The following is a 21809-nucleotide window of genomic DNA, read 5'->3' as shown; positions in this document are numbered from 1 at the left end:
CACTCGCCAAGCGAGAAGGTTTTCAAGATGTCCAACAGTATGGGTATTGCCAGCGCGTTCGTTTTGTCCTCATTGATCCTGTCGCCGATGGCGATGGCTGAAGAATCGCAAACGTTCGTTGCGCAAAAAGTCGCCCGAGCGCAGGCATTCGATCAGCATCAGGCCGAGGTGATGGTCAAGGCTCAAGACGCGACGCAATCCCCGCAGGCCGCCACTTCCCAGACTCAAGCGCTCGAGAAAGACAGCTGAGTCGCACCGCGAAAGGTTTCCCTCGACGCGGTTGTTTGGCTCTTCCCGTTCAACCGTCGTCACTCCAGGCCGCTGCCGTTCAGCGGCCTTTTTTCGTTGTGGTCTGAAAGCTGTCTGGTGCGTCTGTAACAACAAGAAACATCAAGTCGCTCAAGAAACAGAGCGGCCCGCTGACCCAAGGAGCTCCACCGCACGTGTTTTACCCTGCCCGCTGCACCCCGCTGTTCATTGCAATAGCCGCAACGATTGCCCCCGCCGTCCACGCCGATGAGCCTGCCCAACAAGGCTTCATCGCCGGCTCGAGCATCAATCTCAACGCCCGCAACTACTACATGAATCGCAACCGCCTGCAGAAGGCGGACGACAATATCGAGTGGGGCCAGGGTTTTCTCGGAGTGTTCCAGTCTGGCTATACAGAAGGCACGGTCGGCTTCGGCGTCGATGCCCACGCCATGCTCGGTTTGAAACTCGACGGCGGAGGCGGAACCGACGGTTCGAGCATCCTGCCGATCAGCGATGGCAGCGGCAAAGCACCGGGCTCGTTCTCCACTGCGGGTGGCACGTTGAAGCTGCGCGCCTTCGATACCGAATTGAAAGCTGGAGATCTGTTTCTCACCAACCCGGTGATTGCCGGCGGCGACACGCGCATGCTGCCGCAGACCTTTCGTGGCATCAGCCTGAGCAACCACAGCTTCGACGGCTGGCTGATCGAAGGTGGCCAGGCCAGCTTCACCAAGCCGTATAACCAAAGTGGACACACACGAATCGGCACGTCCTACGGCACGCTGGCCGATGGCGATGACAGCCAGCACCTGAACTGGGCCGGTGTGGCCTGGAGCGGTGTTGAAGGCCTGACCAGCAGCCTTTATGCCTCTGAGCTGAAAGACATCTGGAACCAGTACTACTATGACCTCGACTACACCTGGCAACTGAACGATCTGGTCAGCCTCAACCCGGGTCTGCACTTCTATCACACGCAAGATACCGGCGAGGCGCTGCTGGGCGACATCGACAACAACACCTGGAGCGCGCATCTCACCGTAGGCATCGGCAACCACAGCGTCACTGCCGCCTATCAGCGGGTCAACGGTAATACGCCGTTCGACTACATCAGCCAGGGCGACAGCGTTTATCTGGACAACTCGCAGCAGTATTCGGACTTCAACGGCCCGAACGAACGCTCTTGGAAGCTCAAGTACGCCTATGACTTTACTGGCGTCGGCTTGCCAGGCCTGACTTCGGCCCTGTCCTATTCACGCGGCACGGTGGATCTGACCAAAGCTGACCCGGACAGCGCAAGCTATTCGAGCTGGTACAGCGCCGATGGCCGCAACGCCAAACATTGGGAACGCGACATTGATTTGCAGTACGTCGTGCAAAGCGGCCAGGCCAAGGACTTGGCGGTGCGCCTGCAATGGGCGACCAACCGGGGCGGCAACGGCTACGGCGCGATTGATTCGGATACAGATGAATACCGCGTGATCATCGACTACCCGGTCAACGTCTTCTAAGATCCCTACCAGGCTGAAGCCCAATCTACATTGAACCTATTGGTAGGAGCTGCCGAAGGCTGCGATCTTTTGATCTTGCTCTTGAAAATCAAAAGATCGCACCCTTCGGCAGCTCCTACAGGTGTGAGCAGGCTCATAGTGCAACTACGCTTGTTAGAATCCCCCAACCCGAACTCCCATCATGATCGCCAGCCGCACGCCCTCCATCACAGGCCTTACCGGTCGCCCCGAGCGTCTGCTGATCCTCGGCAGCCTGCTGACCGTGATTGCGATGGTGTGCATCGTCACTTTCCTGCTGATCCGCGAGTACGCCAGTGCGCAGGAAGCCGCCACCCGCCGCGCCACCACCATTGCGCAATTGATCGACGCCGACGTGCTGCGCACCGTCGAGCTGTACGACCTGACGCTGCAAGGCCTGATCGCCGCCGCTCAGCGTGACGACCTGCAAAACGCCTCGCCGCAGATCCGCCATCTGGCGCTGTTCGATCGCTCTGCCACCGCGCGCTACAAGGGCGACATCCTCCTGCTCGACAAGCATGGCGAGGTCATCGCCGACTCCTCGCGCATCGAACCGAAACCGGGCAATTTCGCCGACCGCGATTATTTTCTCGCCCACGCATTCAACCGTGACATCGGCATGTTTATCAGCCGACCGTTCAAGACCCGCTGCGATTGCGAAGAGGCCGATCAGTGGCGCATCAGCTTCAGCCGGCGCATCTCCTCGCAGACTGGCGAATTTCTCGGCGTCGCCGTCGCTTCGTTGAAACTCGACTACTTCGACGACCTGTTCAAAAGCCTCGACATCGGCACCGACAGCACGTTGAACATCATCAACAGCGACGGCGTGCTGCTCGCGCAGAAGCCGTACCTGCAAAGCGACTCGGTGGGCAAAAGCTTCGGCAACCGGCCTAACGTCGTGCGCATTCTCAATGACCGCGATGGCAGCGGCAGTTTCACCAGCACTTCGAGCATGGATGACCAACGCCGGCTCTACACCTACTCGCGGGTGGGCAATCTGCCGCTGACGGTGATGGTGGCGCTGTCCAGCGATGAAGTGTTCGGCACCTGGCGACGCACCGCGATCCTGATCAGTAGCGCCACTGGCGTGTTGTGCCTTGGCCTGTTATGGCTGACCTGGTTGCTCGCCCGGGAACTGCGTCTGCGCCATCGCGCCGAACGCGAACTGGCGCAACTGGCTGCCACCGATGATCTGACCGGCGTCGCCAACCGGCGCATGCTCGATCAGACCCTGCGCCACGAATGGTTCCGCGCGCAGCGCTCGGGCCAGCCGCTTTCGGTGATGATGATTGATGCCGACCACTTCAAGGCGTTCAACGACCGGCACGGCCATCAGGCTGGGGATCAGGTCTTGCGTGAACTGGCCAAGGTGATCACGGCGAACGTGCGGCGTCCGGCGGATCTGGTCGCGCGGTATGGCGGTGAAGAGTTTTCGGTGATTCTCGCCGAGACCGACAGCGCAGGAGCGCAGCAGATCGCCGAGCAGATTCGCCAGGCTGTGGAAAACTTGCCATGGGCCGAGGGCGCTGAGCGGGCGATGACCGTGAGTATCGGCATTGCTACGTGGACATCGGCGAGCGAGATGACCTTGGAGCAGTTGCTGTTTGCGGCGGACAAAGCGCTGTATCAGGCCAAGGAAGGCGGGCGTAATCGCGTTGTAGTGTCACTTTGAAGTCAAAAGATCGCAGCCTTCGGCAGCTCCTACATCTGGAATGCGGTATCCCTGTAGGAGCTGCCGAAGGCTGCGATCTTTGCTTTTGAAAGGGCATAAAAAAAGGCCATCCGAGGATGGCCTTCAAAAAACTAGAGAGGTTTTTTACTTACACGGCCGCAACAGGGCGCATGTAAGAGATTGGTGCGGTGCTGGCGTCTTCGAACGTCACCACTTCCCACGCATCTGTCTGCTCAATCAATTTGCGCAGCAGCTGGTTGTTCAGTGCATGACCGGACTTGAAGCCTTTGAACTCACCAATCAGGCTGTTGCCCAGCAGGTACAGGTCGCCAATCGCATCGAGGATCTTGTGTTTGACGAATTCGTCTTCATAGCGAAGACCGTCTTCGTTCAACACGCCATCAGCGTCGACCACGATCGCGTTTTCCACGCTGCCGCCGAGTGCGAGGTTGTGCTTGCGCAGGTACTCGATGTCACTCATGAAACCAAAGGTACGGGCGCGGCTGACTTCTTTTACGAACGAAGTGCTGGAAAAATCCACGCTTGCACTCTGGGTGCGGTCCCGGAATACCGGGTGATCGAAATCGATCTCGAAGCTCACCTTGAAGCCTTCGAAAGGGACGAAAGTGGCGCGCTTGTCGCCGTCTTCCACTGTCACTTCACGCAGGATGCGGATGAATTTCTTGGCGGCGTCCTGCTCTTCCAGGCCAGCCGATTGAATCAGGAATACGAAGGGTCCAGCGCTGCCATCCATGATCGGGACTTCGGACGCGGAGAGCTCGACGTAGGCGTTATCGATGCCCAGGCCAGCCATGGCCGAGAGCAAGTGCTCTACCGTGTCCACTTTGACGTCGCCATTGATCAGCGTCGTCGACATAGTGGTTTCACCGACGTTTTCCGCGCGGGCAGGAATCTGCACCACAGGGTCGAGGTCAGCGCGACAAAACACAATGCCAGTGTCGACAGGCGCAGGCTTGAGGGTCAGATAGACCTTCTCACCGGAGTGCAGGCCTACACCTGTGGCACGGATAATATTTTTCAGTGTGCGTTGTTTAATCATGGCTTGGGCCGCTTCAGCGCAAATTGCGAACTGGTATCAACAAAGGCTGGCGATGATAGCAGACCATGCCTTTGCTGAACACCAATCACCTTCATAGCCCTGATACATTCCATCAATCGGCCTGACGACGCAGGAATGCCGGAATGTCCAGGTAGTCCAGGTCATCCTGCGGATTCATCTTCGCGGCAGCCGCAGCACCGGCCTGAGCCTGGTTGCGCATGACGGTCGGACGGTCCAGATCACGGTAGTTCACCGCTGGCTGCTCCTGACGGGCCGGAGCTGGTTGTTGCACCTGCGCCGAAGCCATCGAGGTGTGAACGGTGTTGTCGATAACCTTTACAGGCTTCTCGATTTTCGCGCCCAGACCGGTGGCAACCACGGTTACGTGCAGCTCGTCGCGCATGTCCGGATCGATAACGGTACCGACCTTGACCATCGCGTGCTCGGAAGCGAAGGCTTCGATGATCGAACCGACGTCGGAGTACTCACCCAGGGACAGGTCAGGACCGGCGGTGATGTTCACCAGGATACCGCGCGCGCCTTGCAGGTTGACGTCTTCCAGCAGCGGGTTGCGGATTGCCGCTTCGGTGGCTTCACGTGCACGGTTCGGACCGCTGGCGCAGCCAGTGCCCATCATTGCCATGCCCATTTCGCTCATCACGGTGCGCACGTCGGCGAAGTCGACGTTGATCATGCCCGGACGCTTGATGATGTCGGAGATACCGCGAACGGCACCGGCCAGGACATCGTCAGCCTTGGCGAAAGCCGACAGCAGGCTTGCGTCTTTGCCGAGGATGGTCAGCAGTTTTTCGTTCGGAATGGTGATCAGCGAGTCGACGCTTTCCGAGAGCATGCGAATGCCTTCGTCGGCGATCTGCATACGCTTACGGCCTTCGAACGGGAACGGACGGGTCACGACCGCAACGGTCAGGATGCCCATTTCCTTGGCCACTTCGGCGATGATCGGCGCTGCACCGGTACCGGTACCGCCGCCCATGCCGGTGGTGATGAACACCATGTTGGTGCCGGCCAGCACTTCAGCGATGCGCTCGCGGTCTTCCAGAGCGGCTTGACGGCCGACCTCAGGGTTAGCGCCGGCGCCCAGGCCTTTGGTCACGCCGGTACCCAATTGCAGGATGGTCCGCGCGCCGATGTTTTTCAGCGCTTGAGCATCGGTGTTGGCGCAGATGAACTCAACGCCTTCGATGTTGCTCTTGACCATGTGATTGACAGCGTTGCCGCCGCCACCGCCGACACCGATAACTTTGATTACCGGGCTTGCGGGGATGTTGTCTACGAGTTCGAACATTTTCCCTCTCCTTACATTCTCTAGTTTTTTCGCCTACTGCTGTTTGTAGCGGTGTATCTACTGCAGTTGCTTGCCGCTTGAAGCTTGTCGCTCCAGGCTGCTTTTAAAAATTGCCCTGAACCCACTTTTTCAGTCGGTCCAGCAGCGGCGCCTGAGGCTCTTCGCTGCTGTAGCTGTCGCGGCTGCCGATGCCGGAGAACGAAACTCCGTCGGACTGCTTTTGCAGGCCGTACATCAACAAACCAACGCCAGTGGAATAAATCGGGTTGCGCACCACGTCATCCAGACCTTTCACGCCATGCGGCACACCAAGGCGCACCGGCATGTGGAAGATTTCTTCGGCCAGTTCAGTGGCGCCTTCCATTTTCGAAGTACCGCCGGTGAGCACGATGCCCGCCGGGATCAGGTCTTCGTAGCCACTGCGACGCAGCTCGGCCTGGATCAGGGTGAACAGTTCGTCGTAACGCGGCTCGACCACTTCGGCCAGGGCCTGACGCGACAGTTCGCGCGGTGGACGGTCGCCAACGCTTGGCACCTTGATGGTTTCCCCGGCGCCGGCCAGTTTGGCCAGGGCGCAGGCGTAACGGATCTTGATCTCTTCGGCGTATTGGGTCGGAGTGCGCAACGCCATGGCGATGTCGTTGGTCACTTGATCACCGGCAATCGGGATCACGGCGGTGTGACGGATCGCGCCTTCGGTGAAGATCGCGATGTCGGTGGTGCCGCCGCCGATGTCGACCAGGCACACGCCCAGTTCTTTTTCGTCGTCGGTCAGCACCGAGTAGGCCGAGGCCAGTTGCTCGAGGATGATGTCGTCGATTTCCAGACCGCAGCGGCGCACGCATTTTTCAATGTTCTGTGCAGCGTTGACGGCGCAGGTGACCACGTGAACCTTGGCTTCCAGACGCACGCCGGACATGCCCAGTGGCTCACGCACGCCTTCCTGGTTATCGATCACGTAATCCTGCGGCAGGGTGTGCAGCACGCGCTGGTCAGCCGGGATCGCCACAGCCTGGGCGGCATCGAGCACACGCTCAAGGTCGGCCGAGCTGACTTCGCGATCACGGATCGCGACGATGCCGTGGGAGTTCAGGCTGCGGATGTGATTGCCGGCCACGCCGACAAAAGCCGAGTGAATGCGGCAGCCGGCCATCAGTTGGGCTTCTTCGATCGCGCGCTGGATCGATTGCACGGTGGATTCGATGTTGACCACCACGCCCTTCTTCAGGCCGCGGGACGGATGCGTGCCGATCCCGACGATTTCCAGCTGGCCGTCGTCCGCGACCTCGCCTACCAGCGCCACCACTTTGGAGGTGCCGATATCCAGACCGACGATCATTTTGCCGCTTTGCACGTTTGCCATGGGTCCTGCCTCTTCTTAATTCTTTGCGACAGCGGGTTGGGCTGTCGTCGGCGCTACGGGTTCCCGCCAGCCAACAGCGAGGCCGTTGGCGTAGCGCAGATCGATGCGCGCAATGTTCGTAATCTGCTCTTTCAGCGTCTTGTCATAGATGGCGATGAAGCGGCGCATCTTTTCCACCTGGTTGCCGCGTCCCAGCAGCAACTCGATGCCGGGGCCGGAACTGCCGGCACCAGTAGTCAGGAACCAGCTGCCGCGTTCACGCAATTCCAGGCGTGCAATCGAAAAACCCAGCGGGCGCAACATCTGGCTCAGCACCTGATACTGCTGCATCACCTGCTGCTGAGCCCGTTGTGGGCCGAACAACTGCGGCAGGTGTTCGTAGTTCGCCAGTTCCTTGGGCGTGAACGCCTGGCCCTGGTTGTTGAGCAACGACTCGTCGCCCCATCGCGCCACCGGCAATTGCTCTTCGAGGCGGATCACTACCTGGTCCGGCCACACCCGACGCACTTCGGCGTGGGCGATCCACGGCATCTGCTCAAGCTCGGTACGCATACCGGCGAGGTCGATGGTGAAGAAGCTCGACGCCACGAACGGCGCGATCCGCTGCTGCACCGCCTGCTGGCTGATGTAGCTCAAGTCGCCCTGCACCGCGATCTTGCTGATCGGCCGGTCGGCATACGGCAGCAAACGCTGCGCGCCTTCGTATGTACCAAAGCCCAGCGCCACCAGCAGCACCGGCCAGAACAGGCTTTTCAGAAAGCTGAAATTGGCTTTCGGCAGGCGCGCGGACATCGGCTCTTTCGCCACCATTCGGCTGGCACCCCGCGGCACCGGCTTGCGGCCGGGTGCGGGTGGCTGATGTCTGAGATGAGCGCCTTGCATGGTCTTAACCTCGCGCCTCTGTTGCGCCTGCGTCTTCAACGCTGGCGGCCAGAATGGCCAGAACCAGTTGCTGGAAATCCAGACCGGCAGCCCGCGCCGCCATCGGCACCAGGCTGTGATCGGTCATGCCCGGTGCGGTATTGACTTCGAGGAACCAGAACTGCCCGTCGGCGTCCTGCATCACGTCCGCCCGGCCCCAACCGGCGATACCCAGCGCCTCACAGGCCTTGGCCGTGAGTTCCATGAGTTCCTGTTCCTTGGCCGCGTCCAGCCCGCACGGAATGCGGTACTGGGTATCGTTGGCGATGTACTTGGCGTCGTAGTCGTAAAATGTGTGCGGTGTACCCAGGGCGATAGGAGGCAACACCTGGTCACGCAGGGTGGCGATGGTGAACTCCGGACCTTGAATCCATTGCTCGACCAACACTTGCGAATCGTAGGTACTGGCCGCTTTCCATGCGTCGATCAACTCGGACGCAGAATTCACTTTGGCCATCCCGATACTTGAACCTTCATGCGCCGGTTTGACGATCAAAGGCAGGCCCAGTTCCGTCGCTGCGGAAATACAGTCGGCTTCGCTGCACAGCACGGCGTGACGCGGCGTCGGAATCCCGAGGCTGTGCCAGACCTGCTTGGTGCGCAGCTTGTCCATCGCCAGTGCCGAAGCAAGAATGCCGCTGCCGGTGTACGGGATGCCGGCACACTCGAGCAGGCCCTGCATGCTGCCGTCTTCACCGCCGCGACCGTGGAGAATGATGAACGCGCGGTCGATCTTTTCGCTGAGCAGACGCTGCAGGAAGTCTTCGCCGACATCGATGCCGAACGCGTCGACGCCAGCGCTTTGCAGCGCCTCGAGCACGGCGTTGCCGGATTTCAGCGAAACCTCACGCTCGGCACTCAGGCCGCCGAAGAGCACGGCGACGCGGCCGAAGTCTTTCGGCGCGATGGTGGAGAACAGCTTGGCGTAGGCAGCAGTCATTTCAACTTCCCCTCGACCGACGCCGCCACGGCGCCGGCGAACAATTCACTTTTCAACAGCTTCGGCGCGAGACCGCCGATATCACCAGCGCCCTGGCACAGCAGAATGTCGCCGGCGCGCAGCAGCGGCTTGACCAACGGCGCCAGATCAACGCCACGCTCGATGTAGATCGGGTCGAGCTGACCGCGCTGGCGGATGCTGTTGCACAGCTTGCGGCTGTCGGCGCCCGGGATCGGCTCTTCGCCGGCCGGATAGACTTCCATCAGCAGCAGCACGTTGGCATCGGCCAGTACATTGACGAAGTCGTCGTACAGATCACGGGTGCGGCTGTAGCGGTGCGGCTGGTAGACCATCACCAGGCGACGCTCCGGCCAGCCACCGCGCACGGCTTTGATCACCGCAGCGACTTCGGTCGGGTGGTGACCGTAGTCGTCGACCAGCATTACGTTGCCGCCATCCACCGGCAGTTCGCCGTAGACCTGGAAGCGTCGACCGACACCCTGGAAGCCCGACAGGCCCTGAACGATGGCTTCATCGCTGACGCCTTCATCGGTGGCGATGCAGATGGTCGCCAGCGAATTGAGCACGTTATGGTTGCCGGGCATGTTCACCGACACGTCCAGCGGCTCACGATCCGGGCGCAGCACGGTGAAGAAGGTCTGCATGCCCTGCTGGCGCACATTGATTGCGCGCACGTCGGCATCTTCGCTGAAGCCGTAGGTCACGGTCGGACGTTTCACCAGCGGCAGGATTTCACGCACCACCGGATCGTCCAGGCACATCACCGCCAGCCCGTAGAACGGCAGGTTGTGCAGGAATTCGACGAAGGTTTTCTTCAGTTTGTTGAAGTCACCGTCGTAGGTCGCCATGTGGTCGGCGTCGATGTTGGTGACCACGGCCACCAGCGGCTGCAGATGCAGGAAGCTCGCATCGCTTTCGTCGGCTTCGGCAATCAGGTAACGGCTGGTGCCGAGCTGGGCATTGGTGCCCGCTGCATTCAGACGCCCACCGATCACGAATGTCGGGTCCAGGCCACCGGCCGCGAACACCGAAGCGATCAGGCTGGTGGTGGTGGTTTTGCCGTGGGTACCGGCGACGGCGATGCCGTGGCGGTAGCGCATCAGCTCGGCGAGCATTTCTGCGCGCGGCACCACTGGGATGCGACGCTCAAGGGCAGTCGCCACTTCCGGGTTGGACGTGTTCACAGCGCTCGACACCACCAGCACGTCGGCGGTAGCGGCGTTCTCGGCACGGTGACCGATGAAGATCTGCGCGCCGAAGGATTCCAGGCGCTCGGTGACCGGCGACGCTTTAAGGTCGGAACCGGAAACTTGATAGCCCAGGTTCAACAACACTTCAGCGATACCGCACATGCCCACGCCGCCGATGCCGACGAAGTGGATGCGACGGATGCGGCGCATTTCCGGTTGTGGCATGGCTTTCTGATTCTCAACCATGGGCCACCTCCAGGCAGGTGTCGACCACGCTACGGGTGGCATCGGGTTTGGCCAGTCGGCGGGCCGCTTGGGCCATTGCTTCGAGTCGTTGCGGTTGCATCAAGACCTCTGTCAGGCGCGCGGCAAGATCCGCGGCACCAGTCGTTCTTTGCGGCATCAGGAAGGCAGCGCCTTCGCGGGCCAAATAATCGGCGTTGCGGGTCTGGTGATCGTCGATCGCATGGGGCAAAGGCACCAGCATCGAGGGCAGACCGGCGGCCGCCAGCTCACTGATGGTCAGCGCGCCTGCGCGGCACACCACCAGGTCAGCCCAGCCATAGGCTTGGGCCATGTCTTTGATGAATGGCTGCACCTGCGCTTCCACACCAGCGGCGCGGTAACGCTCGGCAGTCACTTCATCGTGATTTTTGCCGGCCTGATGAAACACTTCCGGGCGCAAATCGGCAGCGACTTGGGCCAGGGCTTCAGGCAGCAATTTATTCAACGGTTCTGCGCCCAGGCTGCCGCCAAGGATCAGCAAACGCGCTTTGCGCCCGGTCAGCGCCGGTCGCGATGTTTCGAGGAACAGCTCGCTGCGCACCGGATTCCCGGTGGTACGGCGGCTGTCCGACAGAGTAAAGGTGTCGGGGAACGCTTCACACACTCGGGCGGCGAACGGCACCAGCAACCGATTGGCGGTGCCGGCGACCGCGTTCTGCTCGTGAACGATCACTGGCACGCCGGCCAGTTTCGCGGCAAGGCCGCCGGGGCCGGTCACATAACCGCCGAAGCCAACCACGCACACCGGCTTCAGACGGCGCATGATCGCCCGCGCCTGCCACACCGATTTCAGCAGCATCAGCGGCGCCTTGAGCAGCGACAGCTTGCCCTTGCCGCGCAGTCCGCTGGCGTTGATCCGGTGCAGTTCAAGCCCTGCCGCCGGAACCAGTTCGTTTTCAATCCCGCGTGGCGTGCCGAGCCAGTGCACGGTGTAGCCGCGCGCCTGAAACTCGCGGGCACAGGCCAGGGCCGGGAACACGTGGCCGCCGGTACCGCCGGCCATGATCAATACGTTAGCGCCCATGAGTCGGCTCCTCGGCGAAGTCGCTCTCCTGGAATTCCATTTCTTCGCTGCCCAGGTGGGTTCGACTCTCCCACTCGATGCGCAGCAACAGGCCCAGACAGGCGCAGCAGATCACCAGCGAGCTGCCGCCGTAACTGAGGAACGGCAAGGTCAGCCCCTTGGTTGGCAGCAGGCCGACGTTCACGCCGATGTTGATCAGGAACTGACCAATCCACAGGAACGACAAGCCGTAAGCCACGTAAGCAGCAAAGAACTGCTTGGCCTTCTCCGCCCACAGGCCGATGTACATGCCGCGAATACACACGAACACAAACAGCGCGACGGTGCACAGCGAACCGACCGCGCCGAGTTCTTCGGCGAGTACCGAGAACACAAAGTCGGTGTGCGCTTCCGGCAGGTAGAACTGCTTCTGCACGCTGTTGCCCAGGCCGACGCCCAGCCACTCGCCGCGACCGAAGGCGATCAAGGCCTGCGACAACTGATAGCCGGCGCCGAACTGGTCGGCCCACGGGTCGGCGAAGTTGGTCAGACGCGCCATTCGATAGGGCTGCATCTGAATCAGCAAAACCACCGCGCCAACCGCCAGCACCACCATCAGCGAGAAACGGAACAGCCCGACCCCGCCAAGGAACAGCATCGCCGCCGCCGCGCCCATCATGACTACGGTGGCACCGAAGTCCGGCTCCATCAGCAACAGACCGGCCATCGGCAACAGGACGATGAACGGCTTGAAGAAGCCCATCCAGCTCTCGCGCACTTCTTTCTGCCGGCGCACCAGATAACCGGCGAGGTAGATCACCACGAATACCTTGGCGATTTCCGACGGCTGCACGTTGAAGAAGCTGAAACCGATCCAGCGCATCGAACCGTTCACCTCGCGGCCGATGCCGGGGATGATCACCATCACCAGCAGACCGAACGCACCGATCAGCATCATCCAGCCGAGGCGCTGCCAGGTGGCGATCGGAATCATCATGGTGACGATGCACGCGCCCAGGCCCAGCACCACATAGATAAGGTGGCGAATCATGTAATACAGCGGACTGCCCGACTGCGCCGCCGCCACTTCGGTGGACGCCGAGGCGATCATGATCAGGCCCAGACCGAGCAACGCCAGGCAACCGGCGAGCATCGGGAAGTCGAGGTCGATGCCGCGCCCGGTGATCAGCGGCGACGGATACGGCTTGATGATGTTTCTCAGGTTCATGCCAATTCCTCCACAGCGCGGACGAACTGGTGACCACGGTCTTCGTAATTCTTGAACATGTCGAAACTGGCGCAGGCCGGCGACAGCAGCACCACATCGCCCGGTTGCGCAGCGACGCGGCATTGCGCAACGGCGTCGACCAGCGAGGTCGCGCGGATCAGCGGCACGGCATCACCGATGGCTGCGCCGATCTTGTCGGAGTCGCGGCCCATCAGCACCACAGCGCGGCAGTTGGCCGCCACCGGATCACGCAAATCATTGAATTCGGCGCCCTTGCCGTCACCGCCGGCGATCAGAATGACCTTGCCGTCGATGTCCGCGCCCAAACCTTCGATGGCGGCCAGAGCGGCGCCAACGTTGGTGGCTTTGGAATCGTTGTAATAGGCCACGCCGTCGAGATCGCGAACCCACTGGCAGCGATGCTCGAGGCCGGCAAACGTACGCAATGCCGAGAGCATGGCGTCGAACGGCAGGCCCACGGCGTGCCCCAGTGCCAATGCGGCGAGAGCGTTGGACTGGTTGTGTGCACCGCGAATCTTCAGATCACGCACCGGCATCAGGTTCTGGAATTCGAAGGCCAGGTACTTCTCGCCGTCTTCTTCGCGAATGCCGAAGGCCTTGAAGTCCGGTTTGCTCAGGCCAAAGGTCCAGCATGGCTGGCCTTCGCCGATCAATGGACGGCTCAGGGCGTCCTGACGGTTGACCACAAACTGCTTCGCGCCACGGAAGATCCGGTGCTTGGCCAGGTGATACGCCGGCAGACCGCTGTAGCGATCCATGTGGTCTTCGCTGATGTTCAGTACGGTGGCGACTTCGGCGTTGAGCTGGTCGGTGGTTTCCAGCTGGAAACTCGACAACTCCATGACGTACAGCTCGACGTCATCGCTGAGCAGGTCCAGCGCCGGGGTGCCGAGGTTGCCGCCGACGGCGACGCGCTTACCGGCCGCAACAGCCATCTCGCCGACCAACGTGGTGACGGTGCTTTTCGCGTTGGAACCGGTAATCGCGACGATCGGCGCCCGCGCGTTACGCGCGAACAGCTCGATGTCGCCGGACATTTTCACGCCACGGGCTGCGGCGGCTTGCAGGGCCGGGGTCGCCAGCGCCAGGCCGGGGCTCACGTAGAGCTCGTCGGCACGGCAGAGGAATTCGACGTCCAGCTCGCCACAACGCACTTCCACGTGCGGATAGTCACGCTTGAGCGTGGCCAGTTCCGGTGGATTGTCCCGCGTGTCGGCGACGGCAAACGACGTGCCCCGGTTCGCCAGGAAGCGAACCAGGGACATGCCGCTCTTGCCGAGGCCGACAACGATGCGGAAGTGGTCAGAAGCGATCAGAGACACTCGTTCTACCTCAGCTTCAGGGTGGCAAGGCCGACCAGGACGAGAATCACGGTGATGATCCAGAAACGGACGATCACGCGCGGCTCGGGCCAGCCCTTGAGTTCAAAATGGTGGTGAATCGGCGCCATGCGGAACACACGGCGACCGGTCAGCTTAAAGGAGGCAACCTGAATGACCACTGACAGGGTTTCCATCACGAACACGCCGCCCATGATGAACAGGACGATTTCCTGGCGGACGATCACGGCGATGGTGCCCAGTGCCGCGCCGAGTGCCAGGGCACCGACGTCGCCCATGAACACTTGCGCCGGATAGGTGTTGAACCAGAGGAAACCGAGGCCGGCACCAATCAGCGCGCCGCAGAACACAATCAGCTCGCCCGCGCCCGGCACGTAAGGAATCAGCAGGTATTCGGCGAATTTCACGTTACCCGACAGGTAGCAGAAAATCCCCAGGCCACCGCCGACCATCACGGTTGGCATGATCGCCAGGCCGTCGAGGCCGTCAGTCAGGTTGACCGCGTTGCTCGAACCGACAATCACGAAGTAGGTCAGCACGATGAACCCGGCGCCCAGCGGAATGCTGTAGTCCTTGAGCATCGGCAGGATCAGCGTGGTTTCCACCGGCGTCGCGGCAGTCATATAAAGGAAGATCGCGGCGCCGAGGCCGAACACCGACTGCCAGAAATACTTCCAGCGGCTCGGCAGGCCACGGGAGTTCTTCTCGATGACTTTGCGGTAATCGTCGACCCAACCGATAGCGCCGAACAGCAGGGTCACCAGCAGCACCACCCAAACGTAGCGGTTGCTAAGGTCAGCCCAGAGCAAGGTGCTGACGCCGATCGACGAAAGGATCAACGCGCCACCCATGGTCGGCGTACCGGATTTGGACAGGTGCGATTGCGGACCGTCGTTACGCACCGACTGGCCGATCTGACGGTTCTGCAGAGTACGGATCATCCACGGGCCATAGCACAGCGACAAAACCAGCGCGGTCAGCACACCGAGAATCCCGCGCAGGGTCAGGTACTGGAAGACCGCGAAGCCTTTGTAGAACTGTTGCAGATACTCCGCTAGCAGCAGCAGCATTAATGTTTCTCCAGACTGGACCCGCACAGAGCCGCAACGATGTTTTCCATCGCTGCGCTGCGCGAACCCTTGATCAAAATGGTGGTGTTTGTGTCCTGCTCGGCGGCGAGGGCCTGGATCAGCTCGGCCTGTGTGCCGAAGTGCTGCGCCTGCTCACCGAAAGCGTTTACCGCGTGGACCATGTTCGGCCCGACCGCGTAAAGCGCGGAAACCTTGCCTCGGGCGTACTCGCCCACGTCGCGGTGCCCCTGCTCCGCCCAGTCGCCCAACTCGCCGATATCTCCGAGCACCAGGACGGTGCGGCCGGAAAAGCCGGCGAGTATATCAACGGCCGCGCACATCGAGGTGGGGTTTGCGTTGTAGGTGTCATCGATCACGCGCATGCCGTTTTTCGCCAGTTGCGCGACGGTGCGCCCCTTGACCGGTTGCACCGCGCCGAGGCCGGTGGCGATGCCGAACAGCGACACGCCCAAGGCGTCAGCAGCCGCGGCGGCGGCCAGGGCATTGGCGACGTTATGGGTGCCGAGCAGGTTCAGTTGCACGCGTTCACTGCCGTCAGGCGTGTGCAGATTGAACGCCGGGCAACCCCGGGCATCGGTGGCCAGATCGCTGGCGTGGAAATTCGCTTCGCTGTTGCTCAGGGCGAAAGTCAGCACTTGGCGGCCAGCCGCGCGGGTCTTCCAGATGCCAAAAGCCTTGTCATCGAGGTTGAGCACGGCAATGCCATCAGCAGCCAGCCCTTCGATGATTTCGCCTTTGGCTTCGACGATCTTTTCCGGGCCGCCGAACTCACCGACGTGAGCGGTGCCGGCGTTGTTCAGGATCGCCACGTGCGGCTTGGTCAGCCCGACGGTGTAGGCGATTTCACCGAGACGCGAGGCGCCCAGTTCGATTACGGCCGAGGTGTGTTCCGGCGCCAGCTCGATCAGGGTCAGCGGTACGCCGAGGTCGTTGTTCAGGTTGCCACGGGTCGCCAGCACCGGACCGCGCGTGCGCAGGATGCTCGCGAGCATTTCCTTGACCGTGGTCTTGCCGCTGGAACCGGTCACCGCTGCCACTGGCTGGGTGAACGCAGCACGATTCAAGGCGCCGAGTTGGCCCAACGCCTGACGGGTGTCCTTGACCAGCAGTTGCGGCAGCGCGCTGTCGGCGACTTCACGCTCGACCAGTGCCGCGACCGCGCCTTTGCCGGCGACGTCGTTCAGATAGTCATGACCGTCGAAACGCGGGCCGGTCAGGGCGATGAACAACTGGCCTGGCTGGATCGCGCGGCTGTCGATGCTCACGCCATTGAAACTGGCGTCGTCGCCGATCAGCCGGGCGTCGAGCGCGTTGATCAATTCGCTGAGTGTCAGGGCCTTAAGCATGGGCCACCTCCCACGCGGTCAGGGCATGATCGGCCTCGACCAGATCGGAAAACGCATGGCGCACGCCGTTGATTTCCTGATAGTCCTCGTGGCCTTTGCCGGCCAGAACAATCACGTCGTCAGCGGTTGCGCCGGCGATCAATTGCGCAATGGCCTGGCCGCGACCAGCGACGAAGGTGACTTTATCCACAGCGGTGAAACCGGCGCGGATGTCGTCGAAAATCACCCCAGGATCTTCGGTGCGCGGGTTGTCGTCGGTGACCAGCACCTGGTCAGCCAGGCGCTCGACCACTTCAGCCATCAACGGACGCTTGCCGCGATCGCGATCACCGCCGCAGCCGAACAGGCACAGCAGTTGGCCTTTGACGTGCGGGCGCAGTGCGGTGAGAACTTTTTCCAGGGCATCCGGGGTGTGGGCGTAATCGACCACTACCAGCGGCTGCGTGCCGCCGCCCAGACGCTGCATGCGCCCGGCCGGGCCTTCAAGCTTCGGCAGCACTTTGAGAATTTCGTCGAGCGCGTAATCCAGACCGAGCAAAGCGCCGACTGCGGCCAGCACGTTGCTCAGGTTGAAACGGCCAAGCAATGTGCTGCGCAGGTGGTGCTCGCCTTGCGGCGTTACCAGCGTGGAGCGTACGCCGTGGTCGTCGAACTGCGCTTCGCGGCAAAACAGGTAGGCGCTGCTGTCGAGCAGGCTGTAGGTGATCAAACGCGACTCGCGTTTTTCCGCCGCCAATTGCCGGCCGAAATCGTCGTCAAGGTTGACGACGCGGCACTTCAGGTCGTTCCAGGCGAACAGCCGGGCCTTGGCCTCGGCATAAGCCTGCATGGTGCCGTGATAATCCAGGTGATCACGGGACAGGTTGGTCATCACTGCCACGTCGAAGGCCAGCGCGGTAACCCGGCCCTGGTCCAGACCGTGGGACGAGACTTCCATGGCCACGGCTTTGGCGCCGGCCTTTTTCAGGTCACCCAGCGTCGCTTGCACGGCAATCGGATTCGGCGTGGTGTGCAGGCCGCTTTCCAGCGCGCCGTAGAAACCGGAACCGAGGGTGCCAACGATGCCGCAATGCTGGCCGAGCAGATCCAGCGCCTGCGCGACCAGTTGGGTCACGCTGGTCTTGCCGTTGGTGCCGGTGACGCCAATCAGGTTCAGGTGGTGACTCGGCTCACCGTAAAAACGCCCGGCAATGTCCGACAGCTGCGCCGCCAGCCCCTTGACCGGAATCAGCGGCACGTCAGTGATCGGCAGCACGGTGGCGCCTTCGACTTCATAAGCCACGGCAGCCGCGCTGCGTTGCAAGGCATCGGCGATGTGCGCACGGCCATCGAAACGGCCGCCGGGCACGGCGAGAAACAGATCGCCAGCGCGCACGTTGCGGCTGTCCAGAGCCAGTTCACGGATCAACAGATCGTGGCCGGCGTGGGGGAATATCTTGTTCAGACTCAATGACATCAGCCGCGCCCTCCATTGGCTTTCAGCGGAACGACCGGGGTGGCGTTGGCCTGCTGTGTAGTCGGCAGGTTGTCCGGGGTGACGTTCATCAGGCGCAGGGTGCCGGACATCACACGGCTGAATACCGGCGCCGACACCAGACCACCGAAGTAACCGGCCTTGGTCGGCTCATCGATCACCACAACAATGGCGTAACGCGGATCGCTCATCGGGCCGAAGCCGGCGAACAGCGAGCGGTAGGAATTTTCCGCGTAGCCCTTGGTGCCGACCGAAGTCTTGCGCGCGGTTCCCGACTTGCCGCCGACGTGGTAGGCCGGCACTTGCGCACGGAACACGCCGCGCGGCGCTTCGATCACTTGCTGCAACATGCCCTGCATGGTTTTCGCCACGGCTTCCGGCAGCACTTGGGTGGTCTGCGGCATCTTGTCGGTTTTGATCAGGGTCAGTGGCGCGAGACGACCGTTGTTCGCCAGCGCCGAGAACGCGTGCACCAACTGGATCGCGGTCACGGAAATACCGTAGCCGTAAGACAAGGTTGCAGTTTCAGCCTTGCGCCATTCGCGGTAGTTGGGCAGATTGCCGACACGTTCGCCGGGGAAACCCAGGCCGGTGTCCTGACCGAGGCCGACTTTCTGCGCGAGACGGAAAATGGTTTCGCCGCCGATATCGAAGGCGACTTTACTCATGCCGACGTTACTGGAATTGATCAGGATGCCGGTCAGATCGAGCACCGGCCCTTCGGTCTTCGACACGTCTTTGATGGTGTATTTGCCGATCTGCAACGAGCCCGGATACACCTCGACGGTGTCGCTCGGTTTCCAGCGGCCGGTTTCGATCGCCGCGCTCATGGAAATGGCTTTCATGGTCGAACCCGGCTCGAACACGTCGATCATTGCGCGGTTGCGCATCATCGCCGGTTGCAGGTTGCGACGATTGTTCGGGTTGTAGGTCGGCTGGTTGACCATGGCCAGAATCTCGCCGGTCTTCACGTCCATGATCACCAGGCTGCCGGCCTTGGCGCCGTTCTCGATGATCGCGTTGCGCAGCTCGCGGTTGGCCAGGTATTGCAGACGCAGGTCAATCGACAACGCCAAGGGCTTGCCGGCCTTGGCGTTCTTGGTGACCTGAACATCCTTGATCAGCCGGCCACGGCGATCCTTGATGACTTGTCGTTTGCCCGGCACCCCGGCCAGCCATTCGTCATAGGCCAGCTCGACACCTTCGCGACCGTGATCGTCGATGTCGGTAAAGCCGACCATGTGCGCGGTGACTTCACCGGCCGGGTAGAAGCGGCGGAATTCTTCGATGCCGTAGACGCCCGGCACTTTCAGATCGAGCACAGCCTGGCCCTGCTCGGGGGTCAGCCCGCGCACCAGATAAATGAATTCTTTGTTGGCCTGGGCTTCGAGGCGTTCGCTCAGGGCTTTCGGGTCCTGGCCCAACGCGGCGGCGAGTGCCGGCCACTTCTCTTTGGCCGACTGCATTTCCTTGGCGTTGGCCCACAGCGTGGTCACTGGCGTACTGACGGCCAGAGGCTCGCCATTACGATCGGTAATCAAACCACGGTGCGCCGGAATCGGAATGTGGCGCAGGCTGCGGGCGTCGCCCTGACCTTTGAGGAAGTCACGGTCGACCACTTGCAGGTCGATGATGCGCCAGCAGATCGCCGCGACCATCAGGCCGAGCAGCGCCACCATCAGGCGGAAGCGCCAGGGGAACAGTGCGCCTTCGAGTTTCATCATGGCGCCACCATCTTCACGTCAGCCGCGCCAGGGATGTGCATCTTCAACTGTTCGGTGGCCAGCACTTCGATGCGGCTGTGCGCAGTCCAGGTGCTCTGTTCGAGAATCAGGCGGCCCCACTCGGCCTGCGCCTTGTCGCGCACGCTGAGTTCGTTATAAAGGGTGTTGAGCAACTGCCGGTTCCAGTGCGCGCTGTACGACACGGCAATGGCCGAAAACAGCACGCCGATAAACAGCAGCAGCATCAGAAAGCTGCCGCCGGGCAGTGGTTTGGCGAAAAGCTTGCTCACCGCAACTTCTCCGCGACACGCATGACAGCGCTACGGGAACGTGGGTTGGCTTTGAGTTCGGCGTCGGAGGCCGTCTGCGCTTTGCCGTGGATTTTGATTTTCGGTTCGAAGGCGACGTGGCGAACCGGCAGGTTGCGCGGCAGATTGTCGGCCTCGCCTTTCACCAGTTTGCGCATGAACAGTTTGACGATGCGGTCTTCTAGCGAGTGAAAGCTGATCACCACCAAGCGGCCGCCGATTTCCAGCGCTTCCAGCGCGGCGTCGAGGCCGGCTTCCAGATCACCGAGTTCGTTGTTGACGTGAATGCGCAAACCCTGGAATGCACGGGTAGCCGGGTTCTTGCCCTTTTCCCACGCTGGGTTGGCGACTTTCAGCACTTCGGCCAGATCGGCGGTGCGCTCGAACGGTTTGATGTCACGACGCTCGGCGACGGCACGGGCCATGCGCCCGGAGAAACGTTCTTCGCCGTATTCCTTGAACACCCGGGCGATTTCCTCAGCCGGCGCGGTGTTGACGAACTCGGCAGCGCTGATGCCACGGGACGGGTCCATGCGCATGTCCAGCGGCCCGTCATTGAGGAAACTGAAACCGCGCTCTGCGTCGTCGAGCTGCGGCGACGACACGCCGAGGTCGAGCAGAATGCCGCTGACCTTGCCGGTCAGACCTTGCTCGGCAACCACCGAACCGAGTTCGGCAAAGCTACGCTGCACAACGACAAAGCGGCCGTCTTCGGCCGCTAGCGTTTGCCCGGTGGCAATCGCTTGAGGATCCTTGTCGAATCCGATGAGTCGACCGTCCGGCCCGAGCTGGCTGAGGATCAACCGGCTATGCCCGCCGCGCCCGAACGTGCCGTCCAGATAGCAGCCATCAGGACGTACGGCGAGAGCCTCGACGGCTTCGTCAAGCAGTACGGTGATGTGGTTAAAGCCGCTATCAATAGTCACAGGATCAAATCACGCAGTTCATCAGGCATCGCGCCCGGTTGTTGAATAGCAGCAAGGTCAGCGGCAGATACCGCATTCCATGCATCCTCGTCCCACAATTGGAACTTGTTCAGTTGGCCGACCAGCATCGCGCGCTTATCGAGCTTGGCGTATTCGCGCAAACGCGGCGGAACCAGGAAACGACCACTGCCATCGAGCTCGAGGTCGACGGCGTTGCCGATCAATAAACGCTGCAAGCGACGGTTCTCTTCGCGAAGCGAAGGGAGTGCGCGCAACTTGGTTTCAATAATTTCCCACTCATCGAGCGGATAGACACACAGGCATGGATCAACGGCATCAATGGTCACGATCAATTGGCCGGAACTGCGCGAATCGAGCTCGTCACGGTACCGGCTCGGCATGGCGAGACGGCCCTTTGCATCGAGACTAATAGCGTTAGCTCCGCGAAACACGTCAGCGTTTCTCCAATTTTTATCGTTTTGAGCTCAAAAAACCCACTTCATGCCACTTTCCGCCACTTGCGCACACTATAGGAATGCGCCCACCACACCGTCAAGGCGCGGATTAAAGGAAAAGCCTTACAGAACGGAGATTTAGCGACGTAAAAGGAGGCTCAACGAGAATCTGACGTGAAGTTTCGACCAATAACTTGATGCAGCACTGAAAGCTGCGCTCGAAAGTTAAAGTAGTTTGTTAAGAGTAAGATTTTTTCGGTATTACAAAGACGCTTCGGCTGTTGATTGAAGCAGGGTGGGAAAAGGCTATTACCGCATTTGCCGCTGCCGGAATTTCAGACCAGGCCGGCTGAT

General features: G+C 61.3%; 19 protein-coding genes. 3 read left to right on the top strand and 16 right to left on the bottom strand.

The features are described from left to right. The first annotated feature begins 27 nt into the window (after positions 1-27). The 3 genes from AC4IHP_RS06655 (at position 28) to AC4IHP_RS06645 (ending at position 3450) form a co-directional block, all read left to right on the top strand. Positions 28-249, top strand: coding sequence for a hypothetical protein (locus tag AC4IHP_RS06655; protein WP_490831246.1), 222 nt, complete (start codon positions 28-30; stop codon positions 247-249). 194 nt (positions 250-443) lie between these two features. Next, on the top strand, positions 444-1760 hold the full coding sequence (locus AC4IHP_RS06650) for an OprD family porin (protein ID WP_490831245.1): 1317 nt from the start codon (positions 444-446) through the stop codon (positions 1758-1760). A gap of 181 nt (positions 1761-1941) precedes the next feature. Next, the gene (locus tag AC4IHP_RS06645; RefSeq protein WP_460121341.1) at positions 1942-3450 is read left to right on the top strand and encodes a sensor domain-containing diguanylate cyclase; all 1509 of its coding nucleotides are present in this window, start codon (positions 1942-1944) and stop codon (positions 3448-3450) included. A gap of 148 nt (positions 3451-3598) precedes the next feature. Here AC4IHP_RS06645 and lpxC read toward each other — a convergent pair whose 3' ends face one another. The 16 genes from lpxC to mraZ all read right to left on the bottom strand — a co-directional run bounded on the left by lpxC (position 3599) and on the right by mraZ (position 21452). Then, entirely contained in the window at positions 3599-4510 is a 912-nt protein-coding gene (gene lpxC / locus AC4IHP_RS06640) for a UDP-3-O-acyl-N-acetylglucosamine deacetylase (protein ID WP_007916984.1), read from the bottom strand. A 112-nt stretch (positions 4511-4622) separates the two neighbouring features. Continuing rightward, positions 4623-5819, bottom strand: coding sequence for a cell division protein FtsZ (gene ftsZ / locus AC4IHP_RS06635; RefSeq protein WP_016773283.1), 1197 nt, complete (start codon positions 5817-5819; stop codon positions 4623-4625). A 103-nt stretch (positions 5820-5922) separates the two neighbouring features. Beyond that, complete coding sequence (gene ftsA, locus AC4IHP_RS06630; RefSeq protein WP_016773282.1) at positions 5923-7182, bottom strand: cell division protein FtsA; 1260 nt, start codon at positions 7180-7182, stop codon at positions 5923-5925. A gap of 15 nt (positions 7183-7197) precedes the next feature. Further along, entirely contained in the window at positions 7198-8064 is an 867-nt protein-coding gene (locus AC4IHP_RS06625; RefSeq protein ID WP_460121344.1) for a cell division protein FtsQ/DivIB, read from the bottom strand. 4 nt (positions 8065-8068) lie between these two features. After that, the gene (locus AC4IHP_RS06620; protein ID WP_016773280.1) at positions 8069-9043 is read right to left on the bottom strand and encodes a D-alanine--D-alanine ligase; all 975 of its coding nucleotides are present in this window, start codon (positions 9041-9043) and stop codon (positions 8069-8071) included. After that, a complete protein-coding gene (gene murC / locus AC4IHP_RS06615; protein WP_329515167.1) occupies positions 9040-10500 on the bottom strand; it encodes a UDP-N-acetylmuramate--L-alanine ligase in 1461 nt (486 codons plus the stop codon). Before murC ends, AC4IHP_RS06620 begins: the two co-directional genes overlap by 4 nt. Continuing rightward, entirely contained in the window at positions 10493-11563 is a 1071-nt protein-coding gene (gene murG, locus AC4IHP_RS06610; protein WP_490831244.1) for an undecaprenyldiphospho-muramoylpentapeptide beta-N-acetylglucosaminyltransferase, read from the bottom strand. Before murG ends, murC begins: the two co-directional genes overlap by 8 nt. Further along, positions 11553-12770 carry a putative lipid II flippase FtsW gene (gene ftsW / locus AC4IHP_RS06605; protein WP_016773276.1) on the bottom strand — a complete coding sequence of 406 codons (1218 nt, stop codon included), beginning with the start codon at positions 12768-12770 and terminating at the stop codon, positions 11553-11555. Before ftsW ends, murG begins: the two co-directional genes overlap by 11 nt. Continuing rightward, a complete protein-coding gene (murD, locus tag AC4IHP_RS06600) occupies positions 12767-14113 on the bottom strand; it encodes a UDP-N-acetylmuramoyl-L-alanine--D-glutamate ligase (protein WP_490831243.1) in 1347 nt (448 codons plus the stop codon). The genes ftsW and murD overlap by 4 nt, the downstream gene beginning before the upstream one ends. Positions 14114-14118: 5 nt before the next feature. Further along, positions 14119-15201, bottom strand: a complete 1083-nt coding sequence (gene mraY / locus AC4IHP_RS06595; RefSeq protein ID WP_016773275.1) for a phospho-N-acetylmuramoyl-pentapeptide-transferase — start codon at positions 15199-15201, stop codon at positions 14119-14121. Then, entirely contained in the window at positions 15201-16568 is a 1368-nt protein-coding gene (locus AC4IHP_RS06590; RefSeq protein WP_490831242.1) for a UDP-N-acetylmuramoyl-tripeptide--D-alanyl-D-alanine ligase, read from the bottom strand. The genes mraY and AC4IHP_RS06590 overlap by 1 nt, the downstream gene beginning before the upstream one ends. Beyond that, positions 16561-18024, bottom strand: coding sequence for a UDP-N-acetylmuramoyl-L-alanyl-D-glutamate--2,6-diaminopimelate ligase (locus AC4IHP_RS06585; RefSeq protein WP_490831241.1), 1464 nt, complete (start codon positions 18022-18024; stop codon positions 16561-16563). The genes AC4IHP_RS06590 and AC4IHP_RS06585 overlap by 8 nt, the downstream gene beginning before the upstream one ends. Further along, positions 18024-19763: a peptidoglycan D,D-transpeptidase FtsI family protein gene (locus AC4IHP_RS06580; RefSeq protein WP_178084479.1), complete on the bottom strand. Its 1740-nt coding sequence runs from the start codon at positions 19761-19763 to the stop codon at positions 18024-18026. The genes AC4IHP_RS06585 and AC4IHP_RS06580 overlap by 1 nt, the downstream gene beginning before the upstream one ends. Next, positions 19763-20056, bottom strand: coding sequence for a cell division protein FtsL (ftsL, locus tag AC4IHP_RS06575; protein ID WP_016773269.1), 294 nt, complete (start codon positions 20054-20056; stop codon positions 19763-19765). The genes AC4IHP_RS06580 and ftsL overlap by 1 nt, the downstream gene beginning before the upstream one ends. Next, positions 20053-21000, bottom strand: coding sequence for a 16S rRNA (cytosine(1402)-N(4))-methyltransferase RsmH (gene rsmH, locus AC4IHP_RS06570; RefSeq protein ID WP_460121354.1), 948 nt, complete (start codon positions 20998-21000; stop codon positions 20053-20055). Before rsmH ends, ftsL begins: the two co-directional genes overlap by 4 nt. Next, a complete protein-coding gene (gene mraZ / locus AC4IHP_RS06565) occupies positions 20997-21452 on the bottom strand; it encodes a division/cell wall cluster transcriptional repressor MraZ (protein ID WP_007917012.1) in 456 nt (151 codons plus the stop codon). Before mraZ ends, rsmH begins: the two co-directional genes overlap by 4 nt. Positions 21453-21809 lie beyond the last annotated feature (357 nt).

This window comes from Pseudomonas sp. UF-293 (genome assembly GCF_058245595.1).
Note: the sequence above shows the minus strand (reverse complement) of the source record. Positions and strands in the feature narration are given on the sequence as shown.